This is a genomic window from Roseateles sp. SL47 (assembly GCF_026625885.1).
Classification (GTDB): Bacteria; Pseudomonadota; Gammaproteobacteria; order Burkholderiales; family Burkholderiaceae_C; genus Roseateles.
The window spans coordinates 2,048,643-2,073,320 of the sequence record NZ_CP113068.1; the positions used below are offsets into that span (position 1 = coordinate 2,048,643).

General features: G+C 65.0%; 18 protein-coding genes and 1 pseudogene. 7 read left to right on the forward strand and 12 right to left on the reverse strand.

Annotated elements, in window-relative coordinates; genetic code table 11:
• Positions 1-189: 189 nt before the first annotated feature.
• Entirely contained in the window at positions 190-1,047 is an 858-nt protein-coding gene (yihA, locus tag OU995_RS08825) for a ribosome biogenesis GTP-binding protein YihA/YsxC (protein WP_420714880.1), read from the forward strand.
• A 6-nt stretch (positions 1,048-1,053) separates the two neighbouring features.
• Here the strand turns inward: yihA and OU995_RS08830 are convergent, their stop codons facing one another.
• The 4 genes from OU995_RS08830 to groES all read right to left on the reverse strand — a co-directional run bounded on the left by OU995_RS08830 (position 1,054) and on the right by groES (position 7,843).
• Positions 1,054-3,510 (reverse strand): patatin-like phospholipase family protein, encoded by a 2,457-nt coding sequence (locus OU995_RS08830; RefSeq protein WP_267835155.1) that lies wholly within the window; start codon positions 3,508-3,510, stop codon positions 1,054-1,056.
• Positions 3,511-3,515: 5 nt separating this feature from the next.
• On the reverse strand, positions 3,516-5,531 hold the full coding sequence (locus OU995_RS08835) for a DUF1631 family protein (protein ID WP_267835156.1): 2,016 nt from the start codon (positions 5,529-5,531) through the stop codon (positions 3,516-3,518).
• Between the two features lie 202 nt (positions 5,532-5,733).
• The gene (gene groL / locus OU995_RS08840) at positions 5,734-7,371 is read right to left on the reverse strand and encodes a chaperonin GroEL (protein WP_058936612.1); all 1,638 of its coding nucleotides are present in this window, start codon (positions 7,369-7,371) and stop codon (positions 5,734-5,736) included.
• Positions 7,372-7,552: 181 nt separating this feature from the next.
• Entirely contained in the window at positions 7,553-7,843 is a 291-nt protein-coding gene (gene groES, locus OU995_RS08845; RefSeq protein ID WP_091720640.1) for a co-chaperone GroES, read from the reverse strand.
• Positions 7,844-8,350: 507 nt separating this feature from the next.
• Between groES and OU995_RS08850 the strand changes: the two genes are divergently transcribed.
• Complete coding sequence (locus OU995_RS08850) at positions 8,351-8,569, forward strand: hypothetical protein (RefSeq protein ID WP_267835157.1); 219 nt, start codon at positions 8,351-8,353, stop codon at positions 8,567-8,569.
• Between the two features lie 50 nt (positions 8,570-8,619).
• Here the strand turns inward: OU995_RS08850 and OU995_RS08855 are convergent, their stop codons facing one another.
• From OU995_RS08855 to OU995_RS08885, 7 genes are all read right to left on the reverse strand, one after another.
• Positions 8,620-11,352, reverse strand: coding sequence for a hypothetical protein (locus tag OU995_RS08855; RefSeq protein WP_267835158.1), 2,733 nt, complete (start codon positions 11,350-11,352; stop codon positions 8,620-8,622).
• A 391-nt stretch (positions 11,353-11,743) separates the two neighbouring features.
• Complete coding sequence (locus OU995_RS08860) at positions 11,744-12,064, reverse strand: hypothetical protein (RefSeq protein WP_267835159.1); 321 nt, start codon at positions 12,062-12,064, stop codon at positions 11,744-11,746.
• Between the two features lie 70 nt (positions 12,065-12,134).
• On the reverse strand, positions 12,135-12,392 hold the full coding sequence (locus OU995_RS08865; RefSeq protein WP_324288730.1) for a 4Fe-4S dicluster domain-containing protein: 258 nt from the start codon (positions 12,390-12,392) through the stop codon (positions 12,135-12,137).
• 148 nt (positions 12,393-12,540) lie between these two features.
• Entirely contained in the window at positions 12,541-12,909 is a 369-nt protein-coding gene (locus OU995_RS08870; protein ID WP_267835161.1) for a hypothetical protein, read from the reverse strand.
• Positions 12,910-12,911: 2 nt separating this feature from the next.
• Positions 12,912-13,100 carry a hypothetical protein gene (locus tag OU995_RS08875; RefSeq protein ID WP_267835162.1) on the reverse strand — a complete coding sequence of 63 codons (189 nt, stop codon included), beginning with the start codon at positions 13,098-13,100 and terminating at the stop codon, positions 12,912-12,914.
• 225 nt (positions 13,101-13,325) lie between these two features.
• Positions 13,326-15,992, reverse strand: a complete 2,667-nt coding sequence (locus OU995_RS08880) for a YbcC family protein (RefSeq protein WP_267835163.1) — start codon at positions 15,990-15,992, stop codon at positions 13,326-13,328.
• A 20-nt stretch (positions 15,993-16,012) separates the two neighbouring features.
• Positions 16,013-17,608, reverse strand: coding sequence for an NADH-quinone oxidoreductase subunit L (locus OU995_RS08885; protein ID WP_267835164.1), 1,596 nt, complete (start codon positions 17,606-17,608; stop codon positions 16,013-16,015).
• Between the two features lie 97 nt (positions 17,609-17,705).
• On the opposite strand from OU995_RS08885, the gene OU995_RS08890 reads away from it, so the two are divergent.
• The 3 genes from OU995_RS08890 (at position 17,706) to OU995_RS08900 (ending at position 22,426) form a co-directional block, all read left to right on the forward strand.
• A complete protein-coding gene (locus OU995_RS08890) occupies positions 17,706-18,671 on the forward strand; it encodes a LysR family transcriptional regulator (RefSeq protein WP_267836217.1) in 966 nt (321 codons plus the stop codon).
• Between the two features lie 157 nt (positions 18,672-18,828).
• Positions 18,829-21,108, forward strand: a complete 2,280-nt coding sequence (locus tag OU995_RS08895) for a TonB-dependent receptor (protein ID WP_267835165.1) — start codon at positions 18,829-18,831, stop codon at positions 21,106-21,108.
• Positions 21,109-21,127: 19 nt separating this feature from the next.
• Positions 21,128-22,426 (forward strand): PepSY-associated TM helix domain-containing protein, encoded by a 1,299-nt coding sequence (locus OU995_RS08900; protein ID WP_267835166.1) that lies wholly within the window; start codon positions 21,128-21,130, stop codon positions 22,424-22,426.
• Positions 22,427-22,450: 24 nt separating this feature from the next.
• On the opposite strand, the gene OU995_RS08905 is transcribed toward OU995_RS08900, so the two are convergent.
• Positions 22,451-22,870 carry a hypothetical protein gene (locus OU995_RS08905; protein WP_267835167.1) on the reverse strand — a complete coding sequence of 140 codons (420 nt, stop codon included), beginning with the start codon at positions 22,868-22,870 and terminating at the stop codon, positions 22,451-22,453.
• On the opposite strand from OU995_RS08905, the gene OU995_RS08910 reads away from it, so the two are divergent.
• A complete protein-coding gene (locus tag OU995_RS08910) occupies positions 22,869-23,327 on the forward strand; it encodes a DUF421 domain-containing protein (protein ID WP_267835168.1) in 459 nt (152 codons plus the stop codon). The two genes, OU995_RS08905 and OU995_RS08910, sit on opposite strands and share 2 nt — an antisense overlap.
• A 383-nt stretch (positions 23,328-23,710) precedes the next feature.
• A pseudogene (locus tag OU995_RS08915) lies at positions 23,711-24,506 on the forward strand (manganese catalase family protein).
• Positions 24,507-24,678: the final 172 nt, after the last annotated feature.

The following is a 24,678-nucleotide window of genomic DNA, read 5'->3' on the forward strand; positions in this document are numbered from 1 at the left end:
CGGAAGTCCCGCAATCTGGCGGCCAAGAAAACCGCCAAGCAGATGGCCCAACAAGTGGCCAAGCAAGCGGGCAAGCCGGCAAACAAGCGCGCCAAGCCCGTTCTGCCGGTCAAGCCGAAGCGCAATGAAGACGCCAGCGCCGCCCCAGCGGTGAATCCGGACGCCCCGCTGACCCCGGCCCAGCGTGCCCTGGCCTGGGCCCACAGCGCCCGGTTCCTCACCACGGCCAGCCAGTTGCATCACCTGCCGCGCAATGGCGTGCTGCCGGGGCAGGAGACCGATGACGAGGACCTGCCCGGAGAGGAAGCCGCTGAGTGGACGGATCCGGTGGATGCCACCGACCTGACCGCCGAGGGGGCTCAGGACGGTACTGCGGAAGCCCTGCCCGCGCGCCTGCTGCCCGAGATTGCCTTTGTCGGCCGCTCCAATGCCGGCAAATCCACCGCCATCAACACGCTGGCGCAGCAGAAGCGGCTGGCCTTTGCGTCCAAGACGCCGGGCCGCACCCAGCACATCAACCTGTTTGTGCTGGGCCCGAAGGAAGCGCCGGATGCGCTGTTTGCCGACCTGCCCGGTTACGGCTATGCCGCCGTGGCGCGGGACGCCAAGCTGCGCTGGCAGCGTGTGATGGCGGACTATCTCAGCGAGCGCGAAAGCCTCTCTGGGGTGGTGCTGATGGTGGACTCCCGCCACGGCCTGACCGATCTGGACAAGCAACTGCTGGAGTTCGTCTCCGACCGCGTGACCGCAGGCGAAGTGAGCCTGCTGGTGCTGCTGACCAAGGCCGACAAGCTCAACCGCAAGGAAGGCGCCGAGGCGCTGGCGCAGGTCCAGAAGGAGCTGGGCGTGCTGGCGACGGAAGATTCCGACATCGCCATCACCCTGTTCTCCGCCCTGAGCAAGCAGGGCCTGGACGATGCCGCCGAGCTGATCTACGAATGGGCCCATCGCGCGCCGCGCGTGTTGCGCGGCGACGACCATGAAGGCTATCAGAAGGGCCCGATGGACCCGGGGTATGAGGCTGAAGACGGCGACGACGAGGAATGACCTCGATCAGGGGCGTCCGATGAACACATACAAGGACGTTCCCGCCTTGGGCGCATAACCCAGGCCCACGTACAGCGGCCCCAGCCCGGTGTCCGACCCCAGGAAGATGCTGCTGGCGTAGCGCAGATCCTTGGGGTTGATGTCCCGGCGCGTGGTCCAGGTGTTGCCGGCTTCCAGCGTCCCGCCCACAAAGAAGCCTCGTGAGAGGAAGGGCGAATCATTGAGCCGCCGGTAGTACGTGGCCCGGGTGAACAGCAGCGCATTGCCGCTGAGCTGGTTGGGCTGATAACCGGAGAGCTGGTGGAAGCCGCCCAGTGTGTAGCCACCCAGCCCGGAGTCGTCCGGCTGCCGCACCGCCACGCCGCGCATGTAGAAGCTCAGGGTGTGTCCGCCAAAGCTCTTGGCCACCGTCCCATCCGCGCTCACCCGCACGAACCGGCCGCTGTTGAGATTCTTGTTGTCCTGACGGCCAGCTTCCGCTTCGGCGGTGAAGCGGTAGCCGTGCTGCGGGAAGTTGGCGTAGTCCAGCTGGTCGACCACCGTCTTGAGCCGCAGGCCGGTTTCGTGGCTGGTCCAGCGCAGCTTGCCGCTTTCGGGCGTCACCAGGGTGATCAGGTCGGGGCGGGCATAACGAATCTGGCTGACCGCCCCCAGCCGCACCTCGCCCCAGCGGCCCCACGGCTGGCCAAGGTCGATACCCACGCTGGCATCGCGCCGCACCAGCCGGGACTGGCCCAGGTTGGCATTGTCCGGATCGTTGTCGTCATAGACGATCTGCTTGCGCTGGTTGGCTTCGGCCCAGCCGGACACAAACCAGTCGTCCGTCACGCCCAGCCGCACGCCCAGCGGATGGTAGAGCTCCGTGTAGAGGCGAGGTGTCTCACCGATGGTGACCTGGTTGCGCCATTCGGTGCCCCGGTCGGTCAGCCAATGGCGGTTGTGGCTGATGCGCAGATTGAAGAAGCTGTCACCGCTGGAGTCGGTGGACAGGTCCATGCCCACACGGAAATAGTTGGGGCCCCACGGCTTGTCATCCATGCTGAAGACCAGGGTTTCGCCTTCGTCGCGTTTTTCGACGTGGTAGTCCACCCGCTCATAGTCGCCGCTGGACGAGAGAAAGCGCATGTCCCGCTCGGCCGTGGTGTTGTCGAATGGCACCCCGGCTTTGGATTCCAGCTGGCTACGCAGGCGCTCGGGATTGGTCAGCTCACTGCCTTCCAGCTTGATCGCCGCCAGCAGCGGGGCCGGCGGTTTCAGGCCGGTGCGGGCCATCTGCCATTGGGCATATAAATCCGGGTCGACCGCGTAGGCGCGCAACTGCGGCAGCATGGCTTCGGCGGCTTCCTCGCCCAGGCGGATGAAGTCGGTGGCTTTGTCGAAATCGCCCGAAGTGAGTTTGCCCAGCTTTGGTGTGATCAGCAGATCTTCCCCCGCAGCCATCGATGCCAGCGAGCGCTGCACATTCTGCTCCGTGAGGATGGTGATCATCTGGGAGGTCAGGCCCAGCAGAGAATTCAGTGATTCCCGTCCGGCCACCGGTGTGCCGACGTTGACGGCGATCAACCGCTGCGCGCCCATCTCCCGGGCCACGTCCACCGGCAGATTGTTGACCAGCCCGCCGTCGCCCAGGATGCGGTCTTCCCATTCCACCGGCGCAAACACACCGGGCACGCTCATGCTGGAGCGCAGGGCCAGTGCCAGATCGCCTTGGGCCAGGACCCGCTCGGCGCCGCTTTCCATGTCGGTGGCGACCGCGCGGAAGGGCGTGGGCAGACGGTCGAAATCCGTGACGTCCCGCACGGGAAGTGTCAGGCGGCGCAGCAGCGCCTCCAGCCCGCGGCTGGACAAGGTGCCGGTGGGCACCCGCACCTCTCCGTTGCGCAGACCGAATTCAATGGTGGCGGAGAAGGCGAAGTCCTCTTCCTTGCGGCGCTGGGAGAGATCCTGGCGGTCGATGCGGCTGGCAAACAGGCGGTCCCACGCGATGCGCTTGAGTTCCCGGTCCAGGTCCTGGGCCGACATGCCGCTGGCATACAGGCCGCCAATGATGGCGCCCATGGAGGTGCCGGTGATGACATCCACCGGAATGTGTTGCCGCTCCAGCACTTTGAGGATGCCCACATGGGCCAGTCCACGCGCGCCGCCGCCTGACAACACCAGACCCAGGCGCGGCCGCGGGCCGTTGGCCGTGGGACGAGGTGATGCGGGCGCCAGGCTGGACAGCGGGGCGGGAACGTCAGTCAGGGCATCGGCCGGCAGCCGTTCCGTGGGCGGGGCGGTCGTATTGGCGGGGGAGGCCGAGGGGCCTGAGGCGGGAGGTGCACCCGCCAAGGCTGCAGCCGACGTCGAGGGGCGCAGCCCCCGGGACACGATCGAGCCGGCGCCGGCAGGGGTTACATGCAGGCACGCGACCACCACCAGGGCACCGACCCGCAGCGGCGGGCGGCGAAGCAACACGGACATAGACCTCAGCGCTGTTGTTCCAGATCCTGCATGAGTGTGCCAATGGCACGTTGCAGCAGCGGCTCGGGTTCCAGCATGGTGATCAGCCCGTTCACCACCAGTTGCTCCAGCGCGCCCCGCGTGAGCGAATGACGGTCATCCGGCAACTGGCTGACAAAGAGGAAGAGTTGGCGGCTTTCGCTGATCCAGGCCACCTGCGCAGTGACCCATTCGCTTTGCACGAACAGGTGGTACCAGTTGCCGATCTCCATGCCATTGATCCAGTCCTGCAGGGCCACGCGCGCATCCGGCGAGCGTTCGTCCGCAAACAGGCCGATGGGCACGGTGGGCAACTGGCCGCGGTCCACCCGCTCATGCGCCCAGCGCGACGGCAGTTGGGACTCGCGTTCAGCCAGCAGCTGCTGCAGCACTTCTTCCGGTGTGAGCGCGGGCCGACGCGGCCCGCTGTCTGCGGGTGCGGTCTCGTCGGCGGGCAGCCCGCGCAGCACACGACCGTGTTGGCGCATCAGCTCGTTCATGAAGGCCTGGCGCTGCAGAGGCGGCAGGGCGATGCTGTCCATGCCGCCCTCCAGGGCCTGCACCAGGCCCGGCAGACGGGCGCGCAGCAACTGCCGGGCCGTGTCGTCCGCATGGGGTTGCACGCTGTGCAGCAATCCGTCCACCAGATCCACATAGGTGGTAGCTTCATCGGAATCACGGCCGAACTGCACCATGGCCTGGGCGATGACTTCCACCCAGGGGCCGAGCAGGAAGCGGCGCATCAGCTTGCCGGCGTTGGCATCGTCCAGCTGATGCTGCAGTTGCTCGCGCAGCAGCCGTTGCCATTCCTGGCGCTGCTGTTCGCGGTCCAGCCTTTGCAGGGCGACAGCGCTGTGCTGCCCCCGCTGTTCGGCCTGCTCACGGATGAACTGTTCGACCTGGACCAGCGCTTGCTGGAACTGGCTGGCCGCTGGCTGCTCGGAGGCAATCAGCGGCTGGATGACCCGATCCACGAGCTGCAGAAAATCCTTGAGGCCGGGGTCTTCGGGGGACCCGAAACCGGCGCCATGGGCCGCGATGCGGTTCAGCAGCAGCCAGGTGGGGTGGTCCTGCCGCTTCAGCAGCGTCACGTCGTGACGGGAGAGCCGCACGATGGCCACTTGCAGTCGGCCCATCAGCACCTTGAGCTGGGGCTGCAGGCTGTTGTCGGCCAGGATCTGGTCATACAGCCGGGACAGCAGGTCACCACCCTTGGGGCCGCCGGGGGCACCTGGGCCCAGGCGCGGGCTGGCAATCTCATCCAGCCGATGGGGGCGCGTGACGGAGTCCAGCAGCAGCGCCACCTCGTCCAGCGTGGTGTTGGGGGCCTGCGGATTCTGGTTGAGCGCCTTGAACTGGCGCATGCGCAGGTCGGATTCCTTCACGGCGGAGCCATGGCTTTGCAGCATGCCGCTGAGCTGGGCCTGGCGCAGTTCGCGGCAGAGCAGGGTGAAGATCGGTTGCAGATGGCGGGCCAGGGGCGCCGCCGCAATGCGCATGAGCTTGTAACGGCCCTCGGCGTCCAGGTCCACGCCTTCAATGGCGCGGGAAAGGGCATGGGCGAAGATGGCCGCCCGCAGCGGGTTGTCGCTCTTCAGCGGCCGTGCAATGCCTCGCAGCGCGCCAAAGAAGTTGCCCAGCTGATGAAGTTCTGCCCGGGTGTTGTCTTCGATGGTGTTGATGACGTGGGCAATGGCCACGTCCTTCAGCGCCTGGTTTTCGTCCACCAGGCTGAGGCTGAGGCTGTCGTGATGGACCACCGCCGGGCGGTCCCGGGCGAGCGGGTCCTTGCCCTCGGCGGCCAGGCTCAGCAGCCGGCTGAGGGAATCTTCAAAGTCGGAAGAAAAGTGCGCCCGACGCTTGGCCCACCCAGCCGTCAGCTGGTGGTGCTCCAGGCGGCTCTTGAGTTCATCCTGGATGCCACCGTAGACGGCATGGGCCAGGGAGGGAACATGAGCCAGGGTCTCCAGGACCAGGGATTGCTGCGAAGGCGCTTGGACCATCTTGAATGTGTAAGTGCGCCGCCATTATCGGGCCTTGCCCGAACCGCCGTGCATCCCCTGGCAGGGCGGGAGCATCAACCCGGAGTCAGTACGCGGAAGGTTGTCACAGGCGGGCGGGGCGCCTTCAAAAAAAAAGGGCCGCCGAAGCGACCCTTTGCTGCAGTGGGGCAGCGTGGACAGGGCAGGGCCCCGTCCGCGGACATTACATGTCCATGCCCATGCCGCCCATGCCACCGGGCATGGCGGGAGCAGCGCCTTCGTCCTTCGGCGATTCGGCAACCATGCACTCGGTCGTCAGCATCAGCGAAGCCACGGAAGCGGCGTTCTGCAGGGCGGTACGGGTGACCTTGGTGGGATCCAGGATGCCCATTTCGATCATGTCGCCGTAGGTGTCGTTGGCGGCGTTGAAGCCGTGGTTGCCGTTGCCGGCCAGCACGGTGTTGATCACCACCGACGGTTCGCCGCCAGCGTTGGCCACGATCTCGCGCAGCGGGGCTTCGATGGCCTTCAGGACCAGCTTGATACCGGCGTCCTGGTCAGGGTTGTCACCCTTGATGGTGCCAGCAGCCTGACGGGCGCGCAGCAGAGCCACACCACCACCGGCCACGATGCCTTCTTCCACGGCAGCGCGGGTGGCGTGCAGCGCGTCTTCCACGCGTGCCTTCTTTTCCTTCATTTCGACTTCGGTGGCAGCGCCGACCTTGATCACGGCCACACCGCCGGCCAGCTTGGCCACGCGCTCTTGCAGCTTTTCGCGGTCGTAGTCGCTGGTGGCTTCTTCGATCTGCACGCGGATTTGCTTCACGCGGGCTTCGATGTCAGCAGCAGCGCCGTTGCCGTCGATGATGGTGGTGTTTTCCTTGCCCACTTCGACGCGCTTGGCTTGGCCCAGGTCGGCCAGGGTGACCTTTTCCAGGGTCAGGCCCACTTCTTCAGCGATGACCTTGCCACCGGTCAGGATGGCGATGTCTTCCAGCATGGCCTTGCGGCGGTCGCCGAAGCCAGGGGCCTTGACGGCCACGACCTTCAGGATGCCGCGGATGGTGTTGACCACCAGGGTGGCCAGGGCTTCGCCGTCCACTTCCTCAGCAATGATCAGCAGCGGGCGGCCGGCCTTGGCGACGGCTTCCAGCGTCGGCAGCAGGTCACGGATGTTGCTGATCTTCTTGTCGTACAGCAGGACAAACGGGTTGTCCAGCAGTGCGGCTTGCTTTTCCGGGTTGTTGATGAAGTAGGGCGACAGGTAGCCGCGGTCGAATTGCATGCCTTCGACGACGTCCAGTTCGCTTTCCAGCGACTTGCCGTCTTCGACGGTGATCACGCCTTCCTTGCCGACCTTGTCCATCGCTTCAGCGATGATGCGGCCGACTTCGGAATCGCTGTTGGCGGAGATGGTGCCGACCTGAGCGATTTCCTTGGAGGTGGTGGTGGCCTTGGAGGCGGCCTTCAGCTGGGTCACCAGGGCGGCAACCGCCTTGTCGATGCCGCGCTTCAGGTCCATCGGGTTCATGCCGGCGGCCACGTACTTCATGCCTTCGCGCACGATGGCCTGGGCCAGCACGGTCGCGGTGGTGGTGCCGTCACCGGCGTTGTCCGAGGTCTTGGAAGCGACTTCCTTGACCATCTGGGCGCCCATGTTCTGCAGCTTGTCCTTCAGCTCGATTTCCTTGGCGACCGACACACCGTCCTTGGTGACGGTGGGGGCGCCGAAGGAGCGCTCCAGCACCACGTTACGGCCCTTGGGGCCCAGCGTGACCTTGACCGCGTTGGCCAGGATGTTCACGCCTTCAACCATGCGAGCGCGGGCTTCGCCGCCGAAGACAACGTCTTTTGCTGCCATGTGAGATTCTCCGAATTCAGTAGTAAGAGGTCCGCCACGCGGGGCAACGGTCCTGGTGGAGCCGTGGGCCGCAGGGCGTGCGGCGTGCTGGAGGGGCGGGGACCACACAATCTACCGAGGCCGGGGCCGGGGAGACTGGAGGGCCCAGCGACGTCAGCGCGCCGCCGTGTGGCCTGTGGATTTACTTGGCGATGACAGCGAAGAGGTCTTCTTCGCGCATGACCAGCAGTTCTTCGCCATCGACCTTGACGGTCTGGCCGCTGTACTTGCCAAACAGGACGCGGTCGCCAACGGCCACGTTCAGGGCGATGAATTCACCCTTGTCGTTGCGCTTGCCCGGGCCGACGGCCAAGACCTCACCCTGGTCGGGCTTCTCAGCGGCGTTGTCGGGGATGACGATGCCGGAGGCCGTCTTGGTTTCGTTCTCGAGGCGCTTGACGATCACGCGATCGTGCAGAGGACGCAGTTTCATCTGATCTCCTTGACTGTGTCGGACTTGATGGCAGGGCCAGCTACGAGAGGCCGGCCCGTCACAAGAAAGCTGTTAGCACTCGGCTTCCATGAGTGCTAGCAACAGGATTATAGGGATGGGTTGTGACGTTTCAAGGGGGAGGGTGATGTCCGGCCCACTTCGGCCTTGGCCGACCGAAGCAGAGATTCATGAGGCGGCGTCAGCAAAACCGTGATCCGTACGAAGAACGAACTTCCGTGTTTGAAAATATGAGCTGAAATCTCCTGCCGTACGTTGTTGGACCCTGCTTGGCCACCCTCGCGATGCGCGAGACATCACCCATAGACATTCGACCGAGGTTGATCACAAGCACGGTGTTGAGAATGAGCGGACATCAGGTCCGACGGGCCGACCGCCGATGCGGCATCATTTCGTCCGTGCGACTGCCCACGAGCAGCCCAACTCTCGCATCCAGGAGCTGCTGCCGCACCAGTGGCAAGCACCAGGAATAATTCAAGGTGACACGGCGTGAACCACTTGGACGACTTGATTGAGGATGGTGGCGAGGTCATGCTCGGCCGCGAAGACGACTTCCCCTGCGTGGCCGTTGCGACCGCCGACGATGTCGTGGCCATGCTGGTGCGCCGTGAGGGCGAGACGCTGACCGCGCTACTGCGTCGACTCAATCGCGCTGTCGGAAAGTACTTCGAAACCGGTGAAGTCGCCGACGAGGTCTACGACCTGTGACCAACATCGCGTGGAGCCTCAAGGTGGTCCGCCTGGACGCTCCCAGCGGGTCACAACTGAATGACCTTCTTGCCGCCGTTCCAATCGCCCACCGTCCAGTCGAGCGTGTACGACGACGACCCGGCATGAGCGCCAATACCGACGATGCAGACACCATTCTTGGTCACAATGAAAAACACGGTGCAGCCGTCGGCCTTGCCGTTCTTGCCATGGGAAATGTGGAAGACGGTGTGACCCTCATATTTGAAGTTGGTGCCGCCGCCACTGGTTTTTCCATTGTGGGCAATGATGCCGCGCGCGACCTGCGCTGCATTGCTGGCCGACATGCCGTGGGCCTCATGGTCAAGGATCCACGCCGTTAGCAAGATTTCATTGATGTCGCCAGTCCAGACACCGTCCTCTCCACCGGTCCTCTGACCTTCTGCCCTGTTGTGGATGATCTGCGCGAGCTCACGGGTCACCAGCGCGGTGATGTACTCCTTGATCTTCTGGACGGACGCGTCGGCGGCGCCGTAGTTGTACAGATGACTCAGCGGCTCTTTGACCTTGCTCAGCAATCGCACCAGAGACTCGTAATCGTCGCCATATCGCCCGCTGAAGAGCATTCGCTGAATCATGTCGATGTAGTACTTGATCGTGCGAATGGCTCTCTCGGCATTTGCCTTGCGTTGCAGCTCTTCTTTCTGCCTGGCCAAGCGCTCAAGCCGCAGTTCCTCCCGGCGACGTTCCTCCCAAGACCCTTGGTTGGGAAGTGCAACCTGGACTTCTGGCGGCTGCTCCGTCTTCGGTTCTTGTTCCTTCTCTAGCTGCTCCTCTGGCTCCTTCTCTTGTTGCTCTCCAGGCTGCCCTTCAGACTGCAACTGAGACTGCAACTGAGACTGCTGTTCCGGCTGCGGAACGATCAGGTCCAGGGGCTCAGACGGCCCAATGGTCAGATCATGCGGGGCTGATCCCTCCTTGTCTCCCTGCGGCTCCACCGGCGACAACGAGGTCGACGACGGCGGGGACAGATGCAGCACCTGGGTGTTAGCCTGTCCGTGGACCGCCTCATCGTCGCTGTTGGCCTTGGTGTGGCTGGATGATGGATCGTCGCCGCCGAGGCCAAACAGGCGAGCGATGGAACGCGAATCCTTGGGGTGCTCCGTCTCGGTGAGCGTGGTGGAGCCACCATCCCGAGGTTGGGCGCCATTCCCGCCGCCGCGAGAGGTGTCATGACCGAAACGGCCCGGATCCCTCTCCTCGGTGCGTGACGGCTTGGGTAGGAGGTCCTTGAGTCCCCGGATGTTGGAGGGCGCTTTGGGTGTTTCGACTGACTCTTGATCCTGCGTTGACGTCGCCCAATTGCTGGGTGGAAATATCGTGTAGCCGTCCCTGCGGATGATGCCTCTGCCGTCATCCGTCGTGGATAGGCTGGGGGCTGTATTCAAATGCCGACCCGGTGGCACCACCACCTGATACCCGTCGCGTCGAATCAGGCCACTCGAGGACGTGTGCGACGTGGACGGCGGTTGCAATTCGCGGTTGTGCGGCACGAAAACGGTGTAGCCGTCACGTCGAACGACGGGACCTGTGGTGGATCCTGATGTCTGGCTGCCACCGTTCACAAGTGTTTTTCCGGGCGGGACGAAGACCTGATATCCCTGCGGGGAGCTCGTACTCCCCCCCGGCGGAAGATCCGAGAGCGTTCTGATTCTTGAGGTGCTTGGGTAGGAGGTGCGCGGGGAGCTCCGCTTGCTGGGGGGGACGTCTAATTTTTGCGGTGTCCTTTCTGCTTGTTCGCCCTGGTTCGATTCTTTCAAGGATCGTCCCTCGGCAAAGAACGCGAGGAACTGCTCCGGATCCTCGCCATCCTCGGTGATGATGCCTTCGGTGCTGGCGAAGGGTATGAATTCGTTGTTGACCGTATTGGGCGATACACGAGGGGCTCGCCCATTTCCAATGGTGGTGGCGCGCCAATGTGCCGGGCCTTCGCCCTGTTCCACCGGCTCGATGATCTGTATATCGATGCCCAGCGTGGAACTCAACGCCGACAGCTCCAACTGCCCACCCCACATCTCTTGGGAAAATTCGACGGCATTGATGTAAGCGTCGACCAGTTGTCCATACAGCTGCTCGGCCTCATGCTCATCCAGCGGTTCGGATGAATTGCCCGTCTTTGACAGGATGGCGGAAATGATCTGCGGTGGGGCCCCGATCGGCTCGTTCCCGTTTCGAAGGGCTGCCGCTATCCCTTGAATCGCGGTGACGATGCGGCGCCGGAATTCCTCCTGATTCAAGGTCTGGGCAATGATGCTGCGCAACTGTTGCAGGTCGACACGGTTGGGATCGATCACGCCGCCCAGGGCCTTCTGAGCGATCGCCCGCCGGACCACCGGCGACTTCAGGCAGGCGCTGTACATGCAGGCGCCGTCACCGATGATTTTGATCCGGCGGTAGTACTCTCTGGGGCCCATGGTCACGTCCGAAGATCGGGACGACGGCACCAGCAGGTCGAAGTGATCCTGGCCATTGAAGAACAGGGTCAATTGCCGCGCAGGCTCTTCACGCTTGTCCTGATCATCTTCATCCTTTGACGGCTCTTTTTCTCCGGATGTCTCTCGCTGGACGGTGCCGCTGTAGAGCGCCTGCAGGGTCAAGGCCTGCGACATCACGCGCGCAGAGCCATTGACGGCGTCTTCAAAGGTCGGGGCTGGTGTGGCGGCTCGCCGTGGCGTCCGGGCGGCTGGATCGGATGCGGCAGGCTCACGCGTGTGTGTCACCGACCGGGCATCGAAGTTTTTCATGGGGCTGGACCGCAGTGCGATGAGGCGAAGGTAGTGCCAGTCCTGGGCCGTCGCTATCGGCGGGATGCTGAATTCGGAGCTTCAAAGTGCTGAGACCTTGGCGGGACATCAAAAAGCCCCTGATGCCTTCGCAATCAGGGGCTTGGCGGCCGGAACAAGTTCAACAGACACTTCGACTCTCACCCTCGGGGCCAACCCTGCTCGGCGCCCCTGGAAGCAGGCGCCATTGCAACCGCCTGTTGCGGCGTGCCTCGGGATCCGCCATATCGCTTCGGGTGGTGACGGTCCGTCGAGTTCACCAGAGGAAGGGGGCATTCGCACCCGTCGGTCGCCCGATCAGAGCGACGGCCTCAGGCACGCTCAGTTCTCGTGAACCACCCGAAGATGCCGACTAGGGGCAATGGTCCCTGATTCGATCCACACACCGACGCCGCCGCCCTGGTTCATCCATCCGGCAGGCGAAGCCGACGAACCCCCTCGCATCGTCGGGAGCATCCGGCGCCAGGTCGCTGGTGATGTCCACTTCAATCGAACCATGGCCGAAATCGATGGGCAGCCATGCCATGACGTTGCGGTCGGACAGTCGCTCTCCGGTCGGGTCCTGATACGAGGACGACGGCACCCGAAGCGCGAAGGCCGGTGAGCCCCGATACGACTCCGCGCGCAGCGTGGCACCCGACAGCTTGAAATCGCTCTGCTTGTTCGGCGCCAAGGCCCCGGCTGGAAACAACACGCTGGCGGCGATGCCGGTGATTTAGGCGCTCATCTTCTCTTTCCTGGCATCAGCGGTCTGAATCAGTCGGCAGCGCCTTCAGCAGATGGCGTTTGATCGCAACCTTGGACCAGCTGGCGTGGTCCGGATGCGCGGCTTCTTTCTGTCTGACTGGCTTTGCGTCTGCGGCCTGGCTGCGCAAGGCATTGATCGAAGCGAACACCGACTGATCCGGAGACAATTCGTTCAAGTGGACGATGGCGTCCACCGGACACTCTGGCACGCACATGGCGCATTCGATGCAGCCATTCGGATCGATGACCAGCATCCCGCCCGCATCCAAAAAGCATTCCATGGGGCAGACAGCGACGCAGTCCGTATACCTGCAGTGAATGCAGGGCTCGGTGACGACGTAAGTCATGGGACTCCCGGGGCCGATCCATGGCGGACTTCAGCGCCCTGCAAACACGTGCCCATCACGGCTGCGGGGTGCCGTGCCGAGCGGTGGCTTCGCTGCCGCCTGGCTGTGGCGCAGAAACCCCCGCCTGCGCGGGTTGGGGGGGCGAAAGATCACGCCTGATCTTCTCCACGACACGGCCATCCATCGCATGCGCCAGGTCCGGGAAGAGGTGCGGGAAGAGGCCCGGCATGACGTTCATCTCCCGCGCTCGTCGCTGGGCAGCGCCTTCAACGCAGGGTGAGGGCGCCATCACGGGGCCACGGTCCCCGTGCAGGCGATGGATGATCTGGGTTGCGTGACCACGCGCCGGCGGCAGGGCGAAGCGGCCGGCCGTCGAGAAGACCGGTTGTGCCTGCATCCGCGCCTCCTGGGGGCTTCTCGTCATTCTCACTTGCAGGTGAAGCTCTTGCGGCTGACTTCTTTCACATTGCCGGCACCGCAAGTGGCGCTGGCCTGTTCGCTCATCTTGGTGATCTCGACGGTGTCTGCACCGGGTGTGGGGGCGAAGACGCAGGCGCTGCAGAGCACGGTGGTGAGCAGGGCCAGCACGGTGGCGGGCATGATGCGAGTGGTCATGTCAGGGGTGTTCAAAGGTTTGAAGATGCGTGACTGTAGGCGCCTGCGATCCTGGCCAAGGCATCCGGGTGACGAATGCGCTTTTGGCAAGGATCAACTGCACGTTCCGCAGACAGACTGTACAGGCGCAGGTCCGCTGCGTCGGTCCGATCGCTCCCGCAAGCGCCTTGGCCGTGCAGTCATTTCCCGGGCCACTGCCCGCACCGGCTGGGTCATGCGCACCGCTCAGTCAGCGATGAAGGTCCACGCCCCGCGCAGATAACGCTGGAAGCGGCCGTCTGGGGCAAATCGCCACAGATGCAGCCACTCGTTGTTCACGAGCTGGTGGACCACCTGATGCTGTTGCACCACCCGCTCGATGGCGGTGCTCGGAGCATCGATCACCACCGTCAGTCGCAAAGCTTGGTGCCGCCACTGAATGCCGTCATGCAGGGACTGCCGCGCCAGACCGATGCGCAGATCACCCCCATTGCCCTCAAACACCCCGATCCGCCCGCCGACCACGTTGTGCAGCAGCTTGTTGCCGCTGCCCAGTCGCTGCGGGTCGCACGTGGAGGCGTGGTATTGCCAGTTGATCCAATGGGTGACGAGCATCGGCGCCGTCATCAGCAGTTCCAGCACGCTGCCATCCGCATCCTGACGGGCGTCGTAGTCATGCAGGAAGACGCGCCCATCCAGTCGGGCGCCGAGGCTGCGGCTGCGTGGGGCGATGACAAACGCGGCGTTGCCGGTGAGGCCCCATTCCGGTCGGAGTTGTGCCACGTCATTCGCACGTCGCCGCATCCGGTCCAGCAGGGCCGGGGCGGGCAGTGTGGGGTTGATGTCCAGGCTTGCGGCGCGCTCGCGCCGCACCTGATCACCGGCCTGCGCCAGCACCGGCTGCAGGCGTCCCCAGCGTTCGCGAGCGCGGGGCGGCAGCAGGTCCAGGTCGAAGCCTTCGATCTCGTCCGTGGTGGTGTTGTGAAGGGCGGCGACAAATGCCACCTCAGCAGGCAGCGGGACGCCGCGAGCGCGCAGACCGGCCTGCACGTCCGGATCATTGAGCAGCCGGGCCAAAGCGCGGGCGTTCACGTCGCCCGACTGTCCGCAGCAGGCCCCGCAGTCCAGCGCGGCCGACTGCGCATTGTTGGCGCTCTGGCTGCCATGGCCCACCAGCAGCACCAGCGGGGCCACTGGCCCGGCAGGCGGTCCCAGCGACATGGCCCGCAACACCCGGTGGGCCAGGCTCAGCTTGGTGTCCAGATCCAATCCGGACAGCGCTGGACGGCAGACCGGGCGGTACCGGGCTGCCAGCCCTTCGCCATCCAGCGACTGGCGCGTCCTGGAGGAGGGACGAAGCAGCCGCACCAGCCGCGTCAGATACGCGGGGCCGATGGCCTCCACCGATGAGAATGCGGCCGTCGGCCAGCGGGTGCCTGCCTTCCATTGATGGGTCCAGGCGAGGCGGTGCTGCCGCTGGCGCATGGCCGCAGACTGCAGGGGGTGGCCCGTCGGGCCGAAATCGGCCTCGCTGAAAGCGATCCGCTCCGTGACGTCGAGGGCAGGGGCCAGCAGGCCGGGCAACTGCGGGCGTTGAAGGTCAGTCCCCAGGGGCGTGTAGCGGATGGGCAGCCCGAAGAAACCCGCAAAGCCCAGCGTCTGCACGGCAGGCCAGGCGGACTCGATGGCGCGGCGCAGCGGTTCGCTGCGGACGTCGATGCAGAAGGCGGCCTGCACTTCAATGTGTGGAGCGGCCGAAGCTTGATCGTCCACGCCGGCAGTGGCGGGCGCCACAGACCGCAGCCGCCGGGCCAGTTCCCGCTGGTAGCCCGTCTCCAAGGCGCTCTGCCACACTTCATCCACCAGCAGCCTCGATTCCGCCTCCTTCAGCAGGTCCTGCGACCGCTCCCAGGCGACCTGCACGGCGGCGAAGGCCTGCTGCGCCGCCTGATCGTCGCGACATTCCAGAAGAATGGCGCCCCACGCCAGCCGGATGGCCAGCAGGTCCCGCAGGTGCTGGTCCTCGCGGCCCTGCAGCCGCGCGTCCCAAGCCAGATAAGCGCACCAGGAGGCCCAGCCATTCACCGTCAGCAGCACGGATTCCAGATAGTCCGCCCAGGCTTCCTCTGGCAGCCCCAGGCGCTGGAGTGCCCAACGTTCCGCCTGCGCGCGCGTGCTCGGCAGCACCTCGATGCCGCGAGCAATGTCCGGCAGGCCCATGAGCACCCCGATGCCGTGGTCGTGCGCGATGGTGTCCCGCCAGAAGGCATACAGCCCGCCGTCCCGCTGCGGCTGCCAATCGGCTTGATGGTCATCGAAATAGGCCGCGCAGGTCTGGCTCAGCTGATGCGTAATGGCTTGGCGCCAGGACAGGCGGGAGCGCCCTTGCGGGTCGTCATCCAGCATGTCGATCAGCAGCGGCAGACGCGGCAAGCGTTGGGGTTGGGCGAGGGCGTTGACCCAATCGGCAGGCGAAATGTGCAGGGACTGGGCATCGGTGTTGTGTGCGAGGGCCTGCTGGAGGTCGATCTCGGTGATGCGTCCTTGCTGCCAGGCCCGAAGCAGGGACTCCCGCGAGGGGAACACCTGGATGTCGCCCAGCACCGCCATGCGTGCGGCCACCTGGCGTACGGTGCGTCCGATGCGCTCCCAGTGCGGGTTGACGGCGATGGCACGGTCCAGTGGCCAGGCCGGGGCTATGGTGCGGCACGCCTGGGCGCAGGCGGCTTCCACACGGGTGTCGACAGCGGCCCAGTGACTGGGGCCTCGCTCGATCGTCGGGCCAATCGTCTGGACAACCGCCCCACCAAGCGCCCCACCAAGCTCCCCTTCCTGCGCAGGGGCCGGCGTTCCGGGAGTCCCTTCATCCACTGGTGATTCGATCGATGGCCCGGCTTGGGGGGTGGTGTTCATTTGGAGCTCCTGGAGGCGAATCATGGGGAGGCGACGCGGGTCCAGCGCGTCGGCCACCATTGCAGCGTGGCGCGGGTGACGTATTCGTCGATGTAGAAGCCGGCATAACTTCGGCGTCGCCAGCGGGCGAGCGTCTCAGCCGGCGACTGCATCATCACGAGACAGGCATAGAACAGGGCCATGCCCAGCAGTGCGAGTCCACCGGCGGCGGCATTCGGGGCGTCGTGGACACCCAGCGGCACCAGATGCCCCATGAGCGCGGCGGCACAGAGTGTGAGCACCATCGCAGCGCCGCTCAGCCCACCTCGAATCAGAGCGGGCATCCACGTACCGTCCCCGCGCTGCCCCGGGCCTGGCAGCCACAGCAACGGCGCCCATGCCAGTGCGAGCACGGCACACCACCACCAGGGCCAGGCAGGCGTTTGAAGCAAGGCCGACACCAGCCCCACCACCGCCGCGATCAATGCGCCCGACAGCACCGGGGCCACGACCATGCTCCCCAGCGACGGTGCTGCAGCACGATGCATCTCGCCCCGACGCGTCTCTTCCACCACGCGGGAGGCCATCAGGAAGGCATGTGCCTTGTAGAGGGAATGGCCCAGCAGATGCAGCAACGCGAGGGTGTAGAGCCCCAGGCCGCACTCCATCACCATGAACCCCATCTGCGCCACGGTGGACCAGGCCAGTCGCACCTTGATGCTGATGCGTGTCAGCATCACCAGGCCCGCCAGCACGGCGGTGGCCAGCCCACCGATCACCAGCAGCCAGCGCGCCAGCGGCGCGGCTTCCAGCAAGGGCGCAAACCGGATCAGCACGAAGCCCCCCAGGTTGACCACGCCTGCATGCAAAAGCGCGGAGACCGGCGTTGGCGCTTCCATCACCTGGATCAGCCAGCCATGCATCGGCAACACCGCCGTGCGCAGCAACACTGCCAGCACCAGGCACACAGCGCTGGCCTGGAGCGCCGTGGAGGCCGGTGTGGATGCCAGGTGTGCCCTGAGCAGCGACAGCGATCCCGAGCCCAGTTCGATCCAGCTGATCGAAGCCGCCGCGATGAGCAGCACATCGGCCAGGCGGTCGGCCACCTGCTTCTTGTGCGCCGCCAGCAGGGCAAAGGGGCGATCACCGTAAAAGCACAGCAGACGCTGCAGCACCAGACCCACCGCCGCCCAGGCCCCGATCAACACCAGCCAATGGTCGGCCAGCAGCAGCAGGTGAACGGCGGCCAGCACACCGCACAGGGCTGCTGCATAACGCGCCTGCCCGGCTTCACCTTGCAAATAGCGGGAGGAGAACACACCGATGGCCAGCCCCAGAAGCTGCACCAGCAGGGTGATCCAGGCGCCCGGCAGACTGAAGGCCACCAGCGGCACATGGCGTGCGGCGGCGGCAGGCATGGAGAGCTGCATGATCAGGCTGAGGGCAGCGCAGCCGGTCGCCACCGACGCCAGCCAGCGGAATCGTCGCCACACCGTCGCCGCTGCACGCATGGCGGCCGCTGAATCTGACGAGGCTGCGTGGGACTTCGCGGCGCCCATCGGCCCGGTGATCGCGGCCGCCATGAGCACGGCAGGCAGCAGCGCGCTGATGGCAAGCAAAAGGCTGGGGAAGGTCATCGGATCGCATCCATGTCGGAATGGGCGGCATGGTGCATGCATGAACACGTTCTGTAAAATTCAATGATCAGAATCAAATGATCTGAAAAACAGAATGATCGGTATCGAGCAGCTCAACTTCCGGCATCTCTTCTACTTCTGGCAGGTGGCCAAGACCGGGCATCTGACGCAGGTGGCGAATCAGTTGCATGTGTCCCAGTCCGCGCTGTCCAGCCAGATCCGCCAACTGGAGGACCGCCTCGGTGAGCCCTTGTTCGAGCGCAGCGGGCGCCGCCTGCTGCTGACGGACCAGGGCCAACTGGTGCTGGCCTATGCCGAAAACATCTTCGGCCTGGGGCGTGAACTGCTGGGCCGCATGCAAGGCCATGGTGAAGGCATGGAGCGGCTGCGGGTGGGCAGTGTGGCGACGCTGTCGCGCAACTATCTGGAGAACTGGATCCGGCCTCTGCTGACCGACCCGACGGTCACGCTCTCGCTGGAATCGGGCCAGTTGGGAGAGTTGATGGCGCGCTTGCTGGAACACCATCTCGATGTGGTGCTGGCGAATGAAGCGGTACCGGCCAGCCCTGACCGGCCGCTGCATTGCCGTTTCCTTGGCAGTCAGGCCATTTCGCTGGTGGGCGCGGCCACCGAATGGAGGGGCCGCTCGCTGCGCATGCCGGAAGACCTGGGTGGCATGGAGTTGGCCCTGCCAGGAGCCCGGCACACAGTGCGGGGGCAGTTCGATGCCTTGTGTGTGGCTGCGGGCGTGGCACCGCGCCTGCGCGCGGAAGTGGACGATATGGCCATGCTGCGGCTGGTGGCGCGTGACAGCGGCTGGCTGACGGTCCTGCCCGAGGTGGTGGTCCAGGATGAATTGCGGACCGGGGTGCTGGTCACGGTGGCGCGCTCCACCCAACTGCGGGAGAACTTCTACGCCATCACCACGCTGCACCGGCACCGCATGGAGCGGCTGGAGCGCCTGCTGGCACATGCGCCCATGCTGTCGGAGGGCGTCACCGCAGCCCCCAAGACGTCAGCCCGCAAGGGGCGTCCCCGAGCCCCAGGCGCAGAGGCGGCCTGAGACGGGCCCCGCCTCGCCGGCTGCGCTGCGGCCGCCCCCCTTGCCGATCTGTCCGCCATGCGCCTCTCCCACTTGGGAGAGGCAGGTGATGGCGCCTCACAACACCCTCTCCCTTAGACTCAATTGCGAATAGTTCCTATTGGTGAATTGGGTGTTCATGTCTCAGATTCGTGATTCTTGGGGCGCCTCCGGGGCGCTGCGTCCGGTGGTGTTGGGCGTGTGGGCCGTGCTTGGGGCCGCTCCGGCCTGGGCCGAAGTCGTGGCCCCGGCATCGGCCGCATCCGCCGCATCCGCCCCGAGCCCCGCAGGGACGCCAGAGGCGCCCCGTCCCCTTGCGCGCGTGTTGATCCAGGCCAGTGCCGACGCTTCGAAGGGCGGCCTGACCCGGTCGTTTGCCGGGGGACAGGTGGCGCGTGGGGGGCGGGTGGGATTGCTGGGCAATCAGGACGTCATGAACACACCGTTCAACACCACGTCCTACACCAGTGAATTGATCCAGAACACCCAGGCCCATAGCGTGGGTGACGTGCTTCTGAATGATCCTGGGATTCGTGTGGCGCGAGGCTTCGGAAATTTCCAGGAAAGTTATTTCATCCGTGGATTCATCCTCAATTCCGATAGCGTCGCCTACAACGGCCTTTACGGACTGCTCCCACGTCAATACATCTCTGCCGAGCTGTTTGAGCGGGTGGAAGTGCTGCGGGGCGCGTCGGCCTTTCTCAACGGCGCTACCCCCAACAGCGACGCGATTGGCGGCTCCATCAATCTGCTGCCCAAGCGGGCACCCGTCCAGGCCATCCAGCAATTGACGGTGGGCACGGCCAGTGGCGGACAAACGGTGCTGGCGGTGGATGTCGCCCGGCGTTTTGGACCTGACCAGTCCACCGGTGTCCGCATCAATGTCGCTTCCCGCGCCGGTGACACGGCGGTGGATCGGGAGTCGGTCAACCTGGGCATGGGTTCGATCGGACTGGACTGGCGGGGCCGTGACCTGCGGCTGTCGGCCGACGTCGGTTATCAGGACCACAAGCTCAAACGTACGCGCACCAATGTCACGCTGGGCGCCACGGTCACGGCGGTGCCCAAGGCACCGGACAGTGCGGCGAATTGGGCGCAGCCCTGGAGCTACTCGAATGAACGCGACTGGTTCGGCACGCTGCGTGGCGAAATGGACCTGGATCGCTGGCTGGGCCAGGGCTGGACGGCCTGGTGGGCCGTTGGTGCCCGGTCCAGCGACGAAGCCAATTCCCTCGCCAATCTCACCCTGACCAATGGCGCCACAGGAGCGGGAACCACCTCCCGTTTTGACAACACACGGGAGGACCGTGTCCGGACGGGCGAGGTGGGTCTGCGAGGACTGATTCAGACGGGGCCGGTTCGTCACGAACTCACCGCTGCCCTGAATGTGTTGCGCATCGACAAGCGCGCCGCGTATGGCGTGTCCACCACCAGTGCCAACCCCCGGCTGATTGCCACCGGTCTGTATGACCAGGGGACGGCCCCGCTGCCCGTGCTGATTTCGGTGAACAACCGCCTGGAAGATCCGGCCACCACCGGCATGAGCCGCCTGCGCAGCACGGCGATCGCGGACACGCTGGTGATGCTGGACAAAAGGCTTCGCCTGACCGTGGGGGTCCGGCACCAGTTCCTGGACCTGCGCACCTACGCCTACAACACCGGCGCACCTGCCGCGCCCTACGACCGCAGCCGGACCAGCCCCATGGGAGGGGTGCTGTTCAAGTGGAGCCCATCGGTTTCGGCCTATGCGAACTACATCGAAGCCCTGACACAGGGCGAAACCGCGCCCAGCACCGCGACGGCGGCCATCGGCAAGATGCTGGACCCCTACGTGTCCCGGCAGAAGGAGCTTGGATTCAAGTTCGAGCGGGATCGGCTGGGAGGGGCCTTGGCCTTTTTCACGACCGACAAGCCGCGGGGCGTCGTGACGGACACCAAGGACTTCGTGGCCCAGGGGCAGGATCGCCATCAAGGCGTTGAACTGACCGCGTTTGGTGAGCCGGTGCCCCACCTGAAGCTGCTGGGCGGCCTCACCTGGCTGGACGCCAGGCAGGACAGCACCGGCAGCGCGACGACGGACGGCAAGCGCGTCATCGGCGTGCCGCGTCACATGTTGAACCTGGGAGCGGAATGGGAGATTCCCGGACTGCAGGGCGTCTCCATGGACGCGCGAATCATCGCAACCAGCGGCGTGTATGCGAATGCCACCAACACGCTGGCGGTACCGGGCTGGTCGCGTCTCGATCTTGGCGCCCGTTATCAGTTCGAGGCCGCAGGCCATCTGGTCACGCTACGCGCGCGGGTGGACAACGTAGCGGATCGACGTTATTGGGCCTCGTCGGGGGGCTACCCTGGCAGCGGCTATCTGGTGCTCGGCACCCCGCGATCGTTCAGCCTGAACGCCTCGCTGGACTATTGATCACCCGAGTCGATCGACCATGACCAGCGCCCTTGCCCATACCCGGGCCACGCCGCGTGCCCGCGCCTTCTGGACGGCCGTTCATCGCATGGCCGGCTTGATCACGGCCTTGTTCCTGTTCATGGCGGGCCTGACGGGCGCCATCATTTCCTGGGACCATGAACTGGACGAATGGCTCAACCCGGACCTGTACCGGGTGGCGAGCCGAGCACCTTATCGCCCAGCGGCGGAGATGGCCTCAGCCATCCAGCGCTGGGATTCCCGCGTGGTGCCCACCTACTGGTCGCTGAGCTATGAGGAAGGCCACTCCGCCGTGTTCTTCGTGCGGGCGCTCAAGGACCCCACCACCGGCCGCGTGCCCACTCTGGACTACAACCAGGTCTTTGTGGATCCGGTGACGGCGAAGGTGTTGGGCCGACGGGATTCCCGCGCGGTATCGCTGTCCACGCGCAACCTCATGCCCTTCCTGAGGAAGCTGCACTACACCCTGCATGTGCCACCGTTCCGGGGCAGTGACCGCTGGGGCTACTGGATCATGGGGGGTGTTGCACTGATCTGGCTGTTGGACAGCATGGTGGGGCTGTATCTCACCCTGCCGGCCAGGCCCCGCACGCAGACGTTGACGCCGGGAGTGCGGCGCTTCATGGCCCGGTGGGCACCGGCCTGGAGGATCAAGGCAGGGGCCACCCGTTATCGGCTTCACTTTGATCTGCACCGCGCGGTCGGGCTTTGGATCTGGATCGTTCTCATCGTCCTGGCCTTCACTTCGTTTTCACTGAATCTGAGGCAGGAGGTGTTCTTCCCGATGCTGTCGTTGGTGTCCAAGACAACGCCTCGCCTTGAAAGCCATCTGCCAAAGGCGCCGTTGGGAACAGTGCTTGAAGCGCGGCACGGATTCGAGGCCGTGATGGACACCGCCCGGCAGGAAGCCGCACGCCGGGGCTGGACCACCCCGATGAGCGGCATCTTCTACAACGCCCGCTACGGCTTCTACAACGTGTCCTTCTTCGACCGAAGCGTGGGCGGCGATGCCAGCAACATGAGCCTGTCCAACCTCTACATCGACGGACGGGATCTGCGCGTGCTCACGGCCAATGAGCCTTGGGTGGGAACGGCCGCCGATGTGTTTGCCCAACTGCAGCTGCCGCTGCACTCCGGGCGGATATTCGGGACGGTCGGGCGTGTGGTGATGAGCGTTGTGGGGCTGCTGGTGGCCGGTCTGTCCGTCACCGGCCTGCTGATCTGGTGGCGCAAGCGTGGTGCCCGTCGCGGGGCGTCGCGTCAAAGGACCTCGCGCTTGCGGGCGGCATCCACCTGATGGACGCCTGGACGCTGCGCCGGCTCACCTAGGCGATGCGCTGGCGTGCAAGCGCTCCAGCAATTGTGAAAGATCGCCGGCATCCTCGATCGCTGAGGCGGCCGGTGCGGTCGATGACGTCCCACCGGCCGGATCGTTCGCCGCATGCTCCGGCGCTCCGGCATGACCCAGACGGCCGGTCCGCAGGGCCACGTCGTCCGGCCATTGGTGTTCAATCGACTGCACCGGCGCGCGGGCCAGCGCTTCGAGGTCCCGCATGACCTGCAGTGCCTGGACGATGTGCCGTCGCCGTAACAGCCGCTCAGCGTTGCCCGCCGTTTGCATCACCTCGTCCGCGCCCAAGATCCCCGCCATGGAGCTGAGGACCGCTTCGACAGGCGAATCGTGGATTCGGACGTCAGGCGATTCAGTACGCCAGGCACGAGCGTTGCTGAATGCCGGCATGTTCAGTCTTCAAGTGGCTTGGTGGGAGTTGCTGGCCCGTGCGGCCCTGATTTACTTCGCCCTGTTTCTGATGGTCCGTCTGTCGGGCAAGCGGACGGTGGGCCAGTTCACACCGTTCGACCTGCTGGTGGTCATGCTGTTGAGCGAGGCTGTCAGCAACGGCTTGAGCGGTGGGGATGATTCGGTGGTGGGTGCGTGGATTCTGGCTGCGACGCTGATCCTGATGAACGGCCTGCTCGGTTTCATCAGTTCCCGCAGCAAGCGATTGGAGCGCTTGCTGGATGGGGCGCCGGTGTTGATTGGCCGGGGAGGCCGGTGGTTTCCGGATGTGCTCCGCCGCCACCGGCTGGGGGAAGCTGATATTCAGCAGGCCCTGCGCGAGGCGGACTGCTCCCTGCGGGATATGAAGCTGGCCATTCTGGAGACCGACGGCAGCATCAGCATCCTCAAGCGATGAACAGGCCCTCCGCACTTGCCTGGTCAAGTGTGTGAGCGGTGCCGTATGAATTCCCATATCTCGGAATGGGTGGGTCGCGGACTCGGCGCGTGGGCGAGCCAGTCGAACTTCCCGGTCCCTGTTCCAGAACCCTGTGCTGAAACGCAGTCCCGCTGTGGATTCGAGCGCCTCCCATTCGTATGCACGAGGCAGGCAGGCACTCATCGAAGCGGACTCGCCTCGCAAAGGCAGGGCTCGCGGCGAATGGGGTGACCCTTTCAGCCACTGTGGTTTACCGCTTGCTGACGAAGAGGCATGGTCGTGTGCATCGACCAACGGCCATCTCGCATTGAGACCCAGACCCCAGCCCAGCCACCCCGCCAGCGATCAGCAAGGAGATCCCCATGTTTGCCCACAACAAGCGACTTCAATACACGGTCCGCGTTCGAGAATGCAATCCGGCATTGGCCAATCTGATGCTCGAACAATTCGGAGGCCCTCAGGGCGAACTGGCGGCGGCATGCCGTTATTTCACCCAGGCCCTGGCCGAGGACGATGCGGGCCGCAAGGACATGCTGCTGGACATTGCCACGGAAGAACTCAGCCATCTGGAGGTGATTGGCACCATCGTGGCGATGCTCAACAAGGGCGCCAAGGGCCAGTTGGCGGAAGCCAATGACGCGGAAGCAGACCTCTTCCTGTCTTTGCAGGGTGCCGGCAACGACTCCCATGTCACCCAGGTGCTCTACGGTGGAGGGCCGGCGCTGACCAACTCTGGCGGGCAGCTATGGAATGCCGGCTACATCGACAGCATCGGTGATCCGACGGCCGATCTGCGGTCCAACATCGCCGCCGAAGCCCGCGCCAAGATCGTCTATGAACGACTCATGGCGGTGACGGACGACCCGGGTGTCAAGGAAGCGCTGGGGTTTCTGATGACGCGCGAGATTGCCCATCAGAAGTCCATGGAATGACGACGCCGTATTCAGCTATGTGTCCGACCGCGAGCAGCAGTGCGCCGTGGATGGCGGGGATGGGCAGAGCTCGGTGGAACTGACCGATGCCCAGGACAGCGACGTGAGCGCCATGCGGAGCCGAACGGCCTCTGATCCGTTCAGCCAGCCGGTGACCGGTGTGGAGCTGGGCAGTGGCGCCACGCCTGTGGATGCCGTGAATGCGGCCATGGACAAGCAACCCTGATTCCCATCCCGCTGTCCACCCGTGGGCCCTGTGTCCATGGCAGAGGCACCTCAGACCCAAAATGAAGGAACACCCCATGACAGCCACCAACCCGATCCAGAGCCCGGACGCTCCGACGCCGGTGTCGAGCTCGTCCACTGTGGCCGACCCACCGCGGAGTGACGAGGCCAAG

Coding starts and splice junctions, on each gene's coding strand:
- OU995_RS08830 (WP_267835155.1), bottom strand. CDS start 3,510: ATGTCCGTGTTGCTTCGCCGCCCGCCGCTGCGGGTCGGTGCCCTGGTG.
- OU995_RS08835 (WP_267835156.1), bottom strand. CDS start 5,531: ATGGTCCAAGCGCCTTCGCAGCAATCCCTGGTCCTGGAGACCCTGGCT.
- groL (WP_058936612.1), bottom strand. CDS start 7,371: ATGGCAGCAAAAGACGTTGTCTTCGGCGGCGAAGCCCGCGCTCGCATG.
- groES (WP_091720640.1), bottom strand. CDS start 7,843: ATGAAACTGCGTCCTCTGCACGATCGCGTGATCGTCAAGCGCCTCGAG.
- OU995_RS08855 (WP_267835158.1), bottom strand. CDS start 11,352: ATGAAAAACTTCGATGCCCGGTCGGTGACACACACGCGTGAGCCTGCC.
- OU995_RS08865 (WP_324288730.1), bottom strand. CDS start 12,392: ATGCTGGTCATCGATCCGAATGGCTGCATCGAATGCGCCATGTGCGTG.
- OU995_RS08870 (WP_267835161.1), bottom strand. CDS start 12,909: ATGACGAGAAGCCCCCAGGAGGCGCGGATGCAGGCACAACCGGTCTTC.
- OU995_RS08875 (WP_267835162.1), bottom strand. CDS start 13,100: ATGACCACTCGCATCATGCCCGCCACCGTGCTGGCCCTGCTCACCACC.
- OU995_RS08880 (WP_267835163.1), bottom strand. CDS start 15,992: ATGAACACCACCCCCCAAGCCGGGCCATCGATCGAATCACCAGTGGAT.
- OU995_RS08885 (WP_267835164.1), bottom strand. CDS start 17,608: ATGACCTTCCCCAGCCTTTTGCTTGCCATCAGCGCGCTGCTGCCTGCC.
- OU995_RS08895 (WP_267835165.1), top strand. CDS start 18,829: ATGTCTCAGATTCGTGATTCTTGGGGCGCCTCCGGGGCGCTGCGTCCG.
- OU995_RS08900 (WP_267835166.1), top strand. CDS start 21,128: ATGACCAGCGCCCTTGCCCATACCCGGGCCACGCCGCGTGCCCGCGCC.
- OU995_RS08910 (WP_267835168.1), top strand. CDS start 22,869: ATGTTCAGTCTTCAAGTGGCTTGGTGGGAGTTGCTGGCCCGTGCGGCC.
- OU995_RS08905 (WP_267835167.1), bottom strand. CDS start 22,870: ATGCCGGCATTCAGCAACGCTCGTGCCTGGCGTACTGAATCGCCTGAC.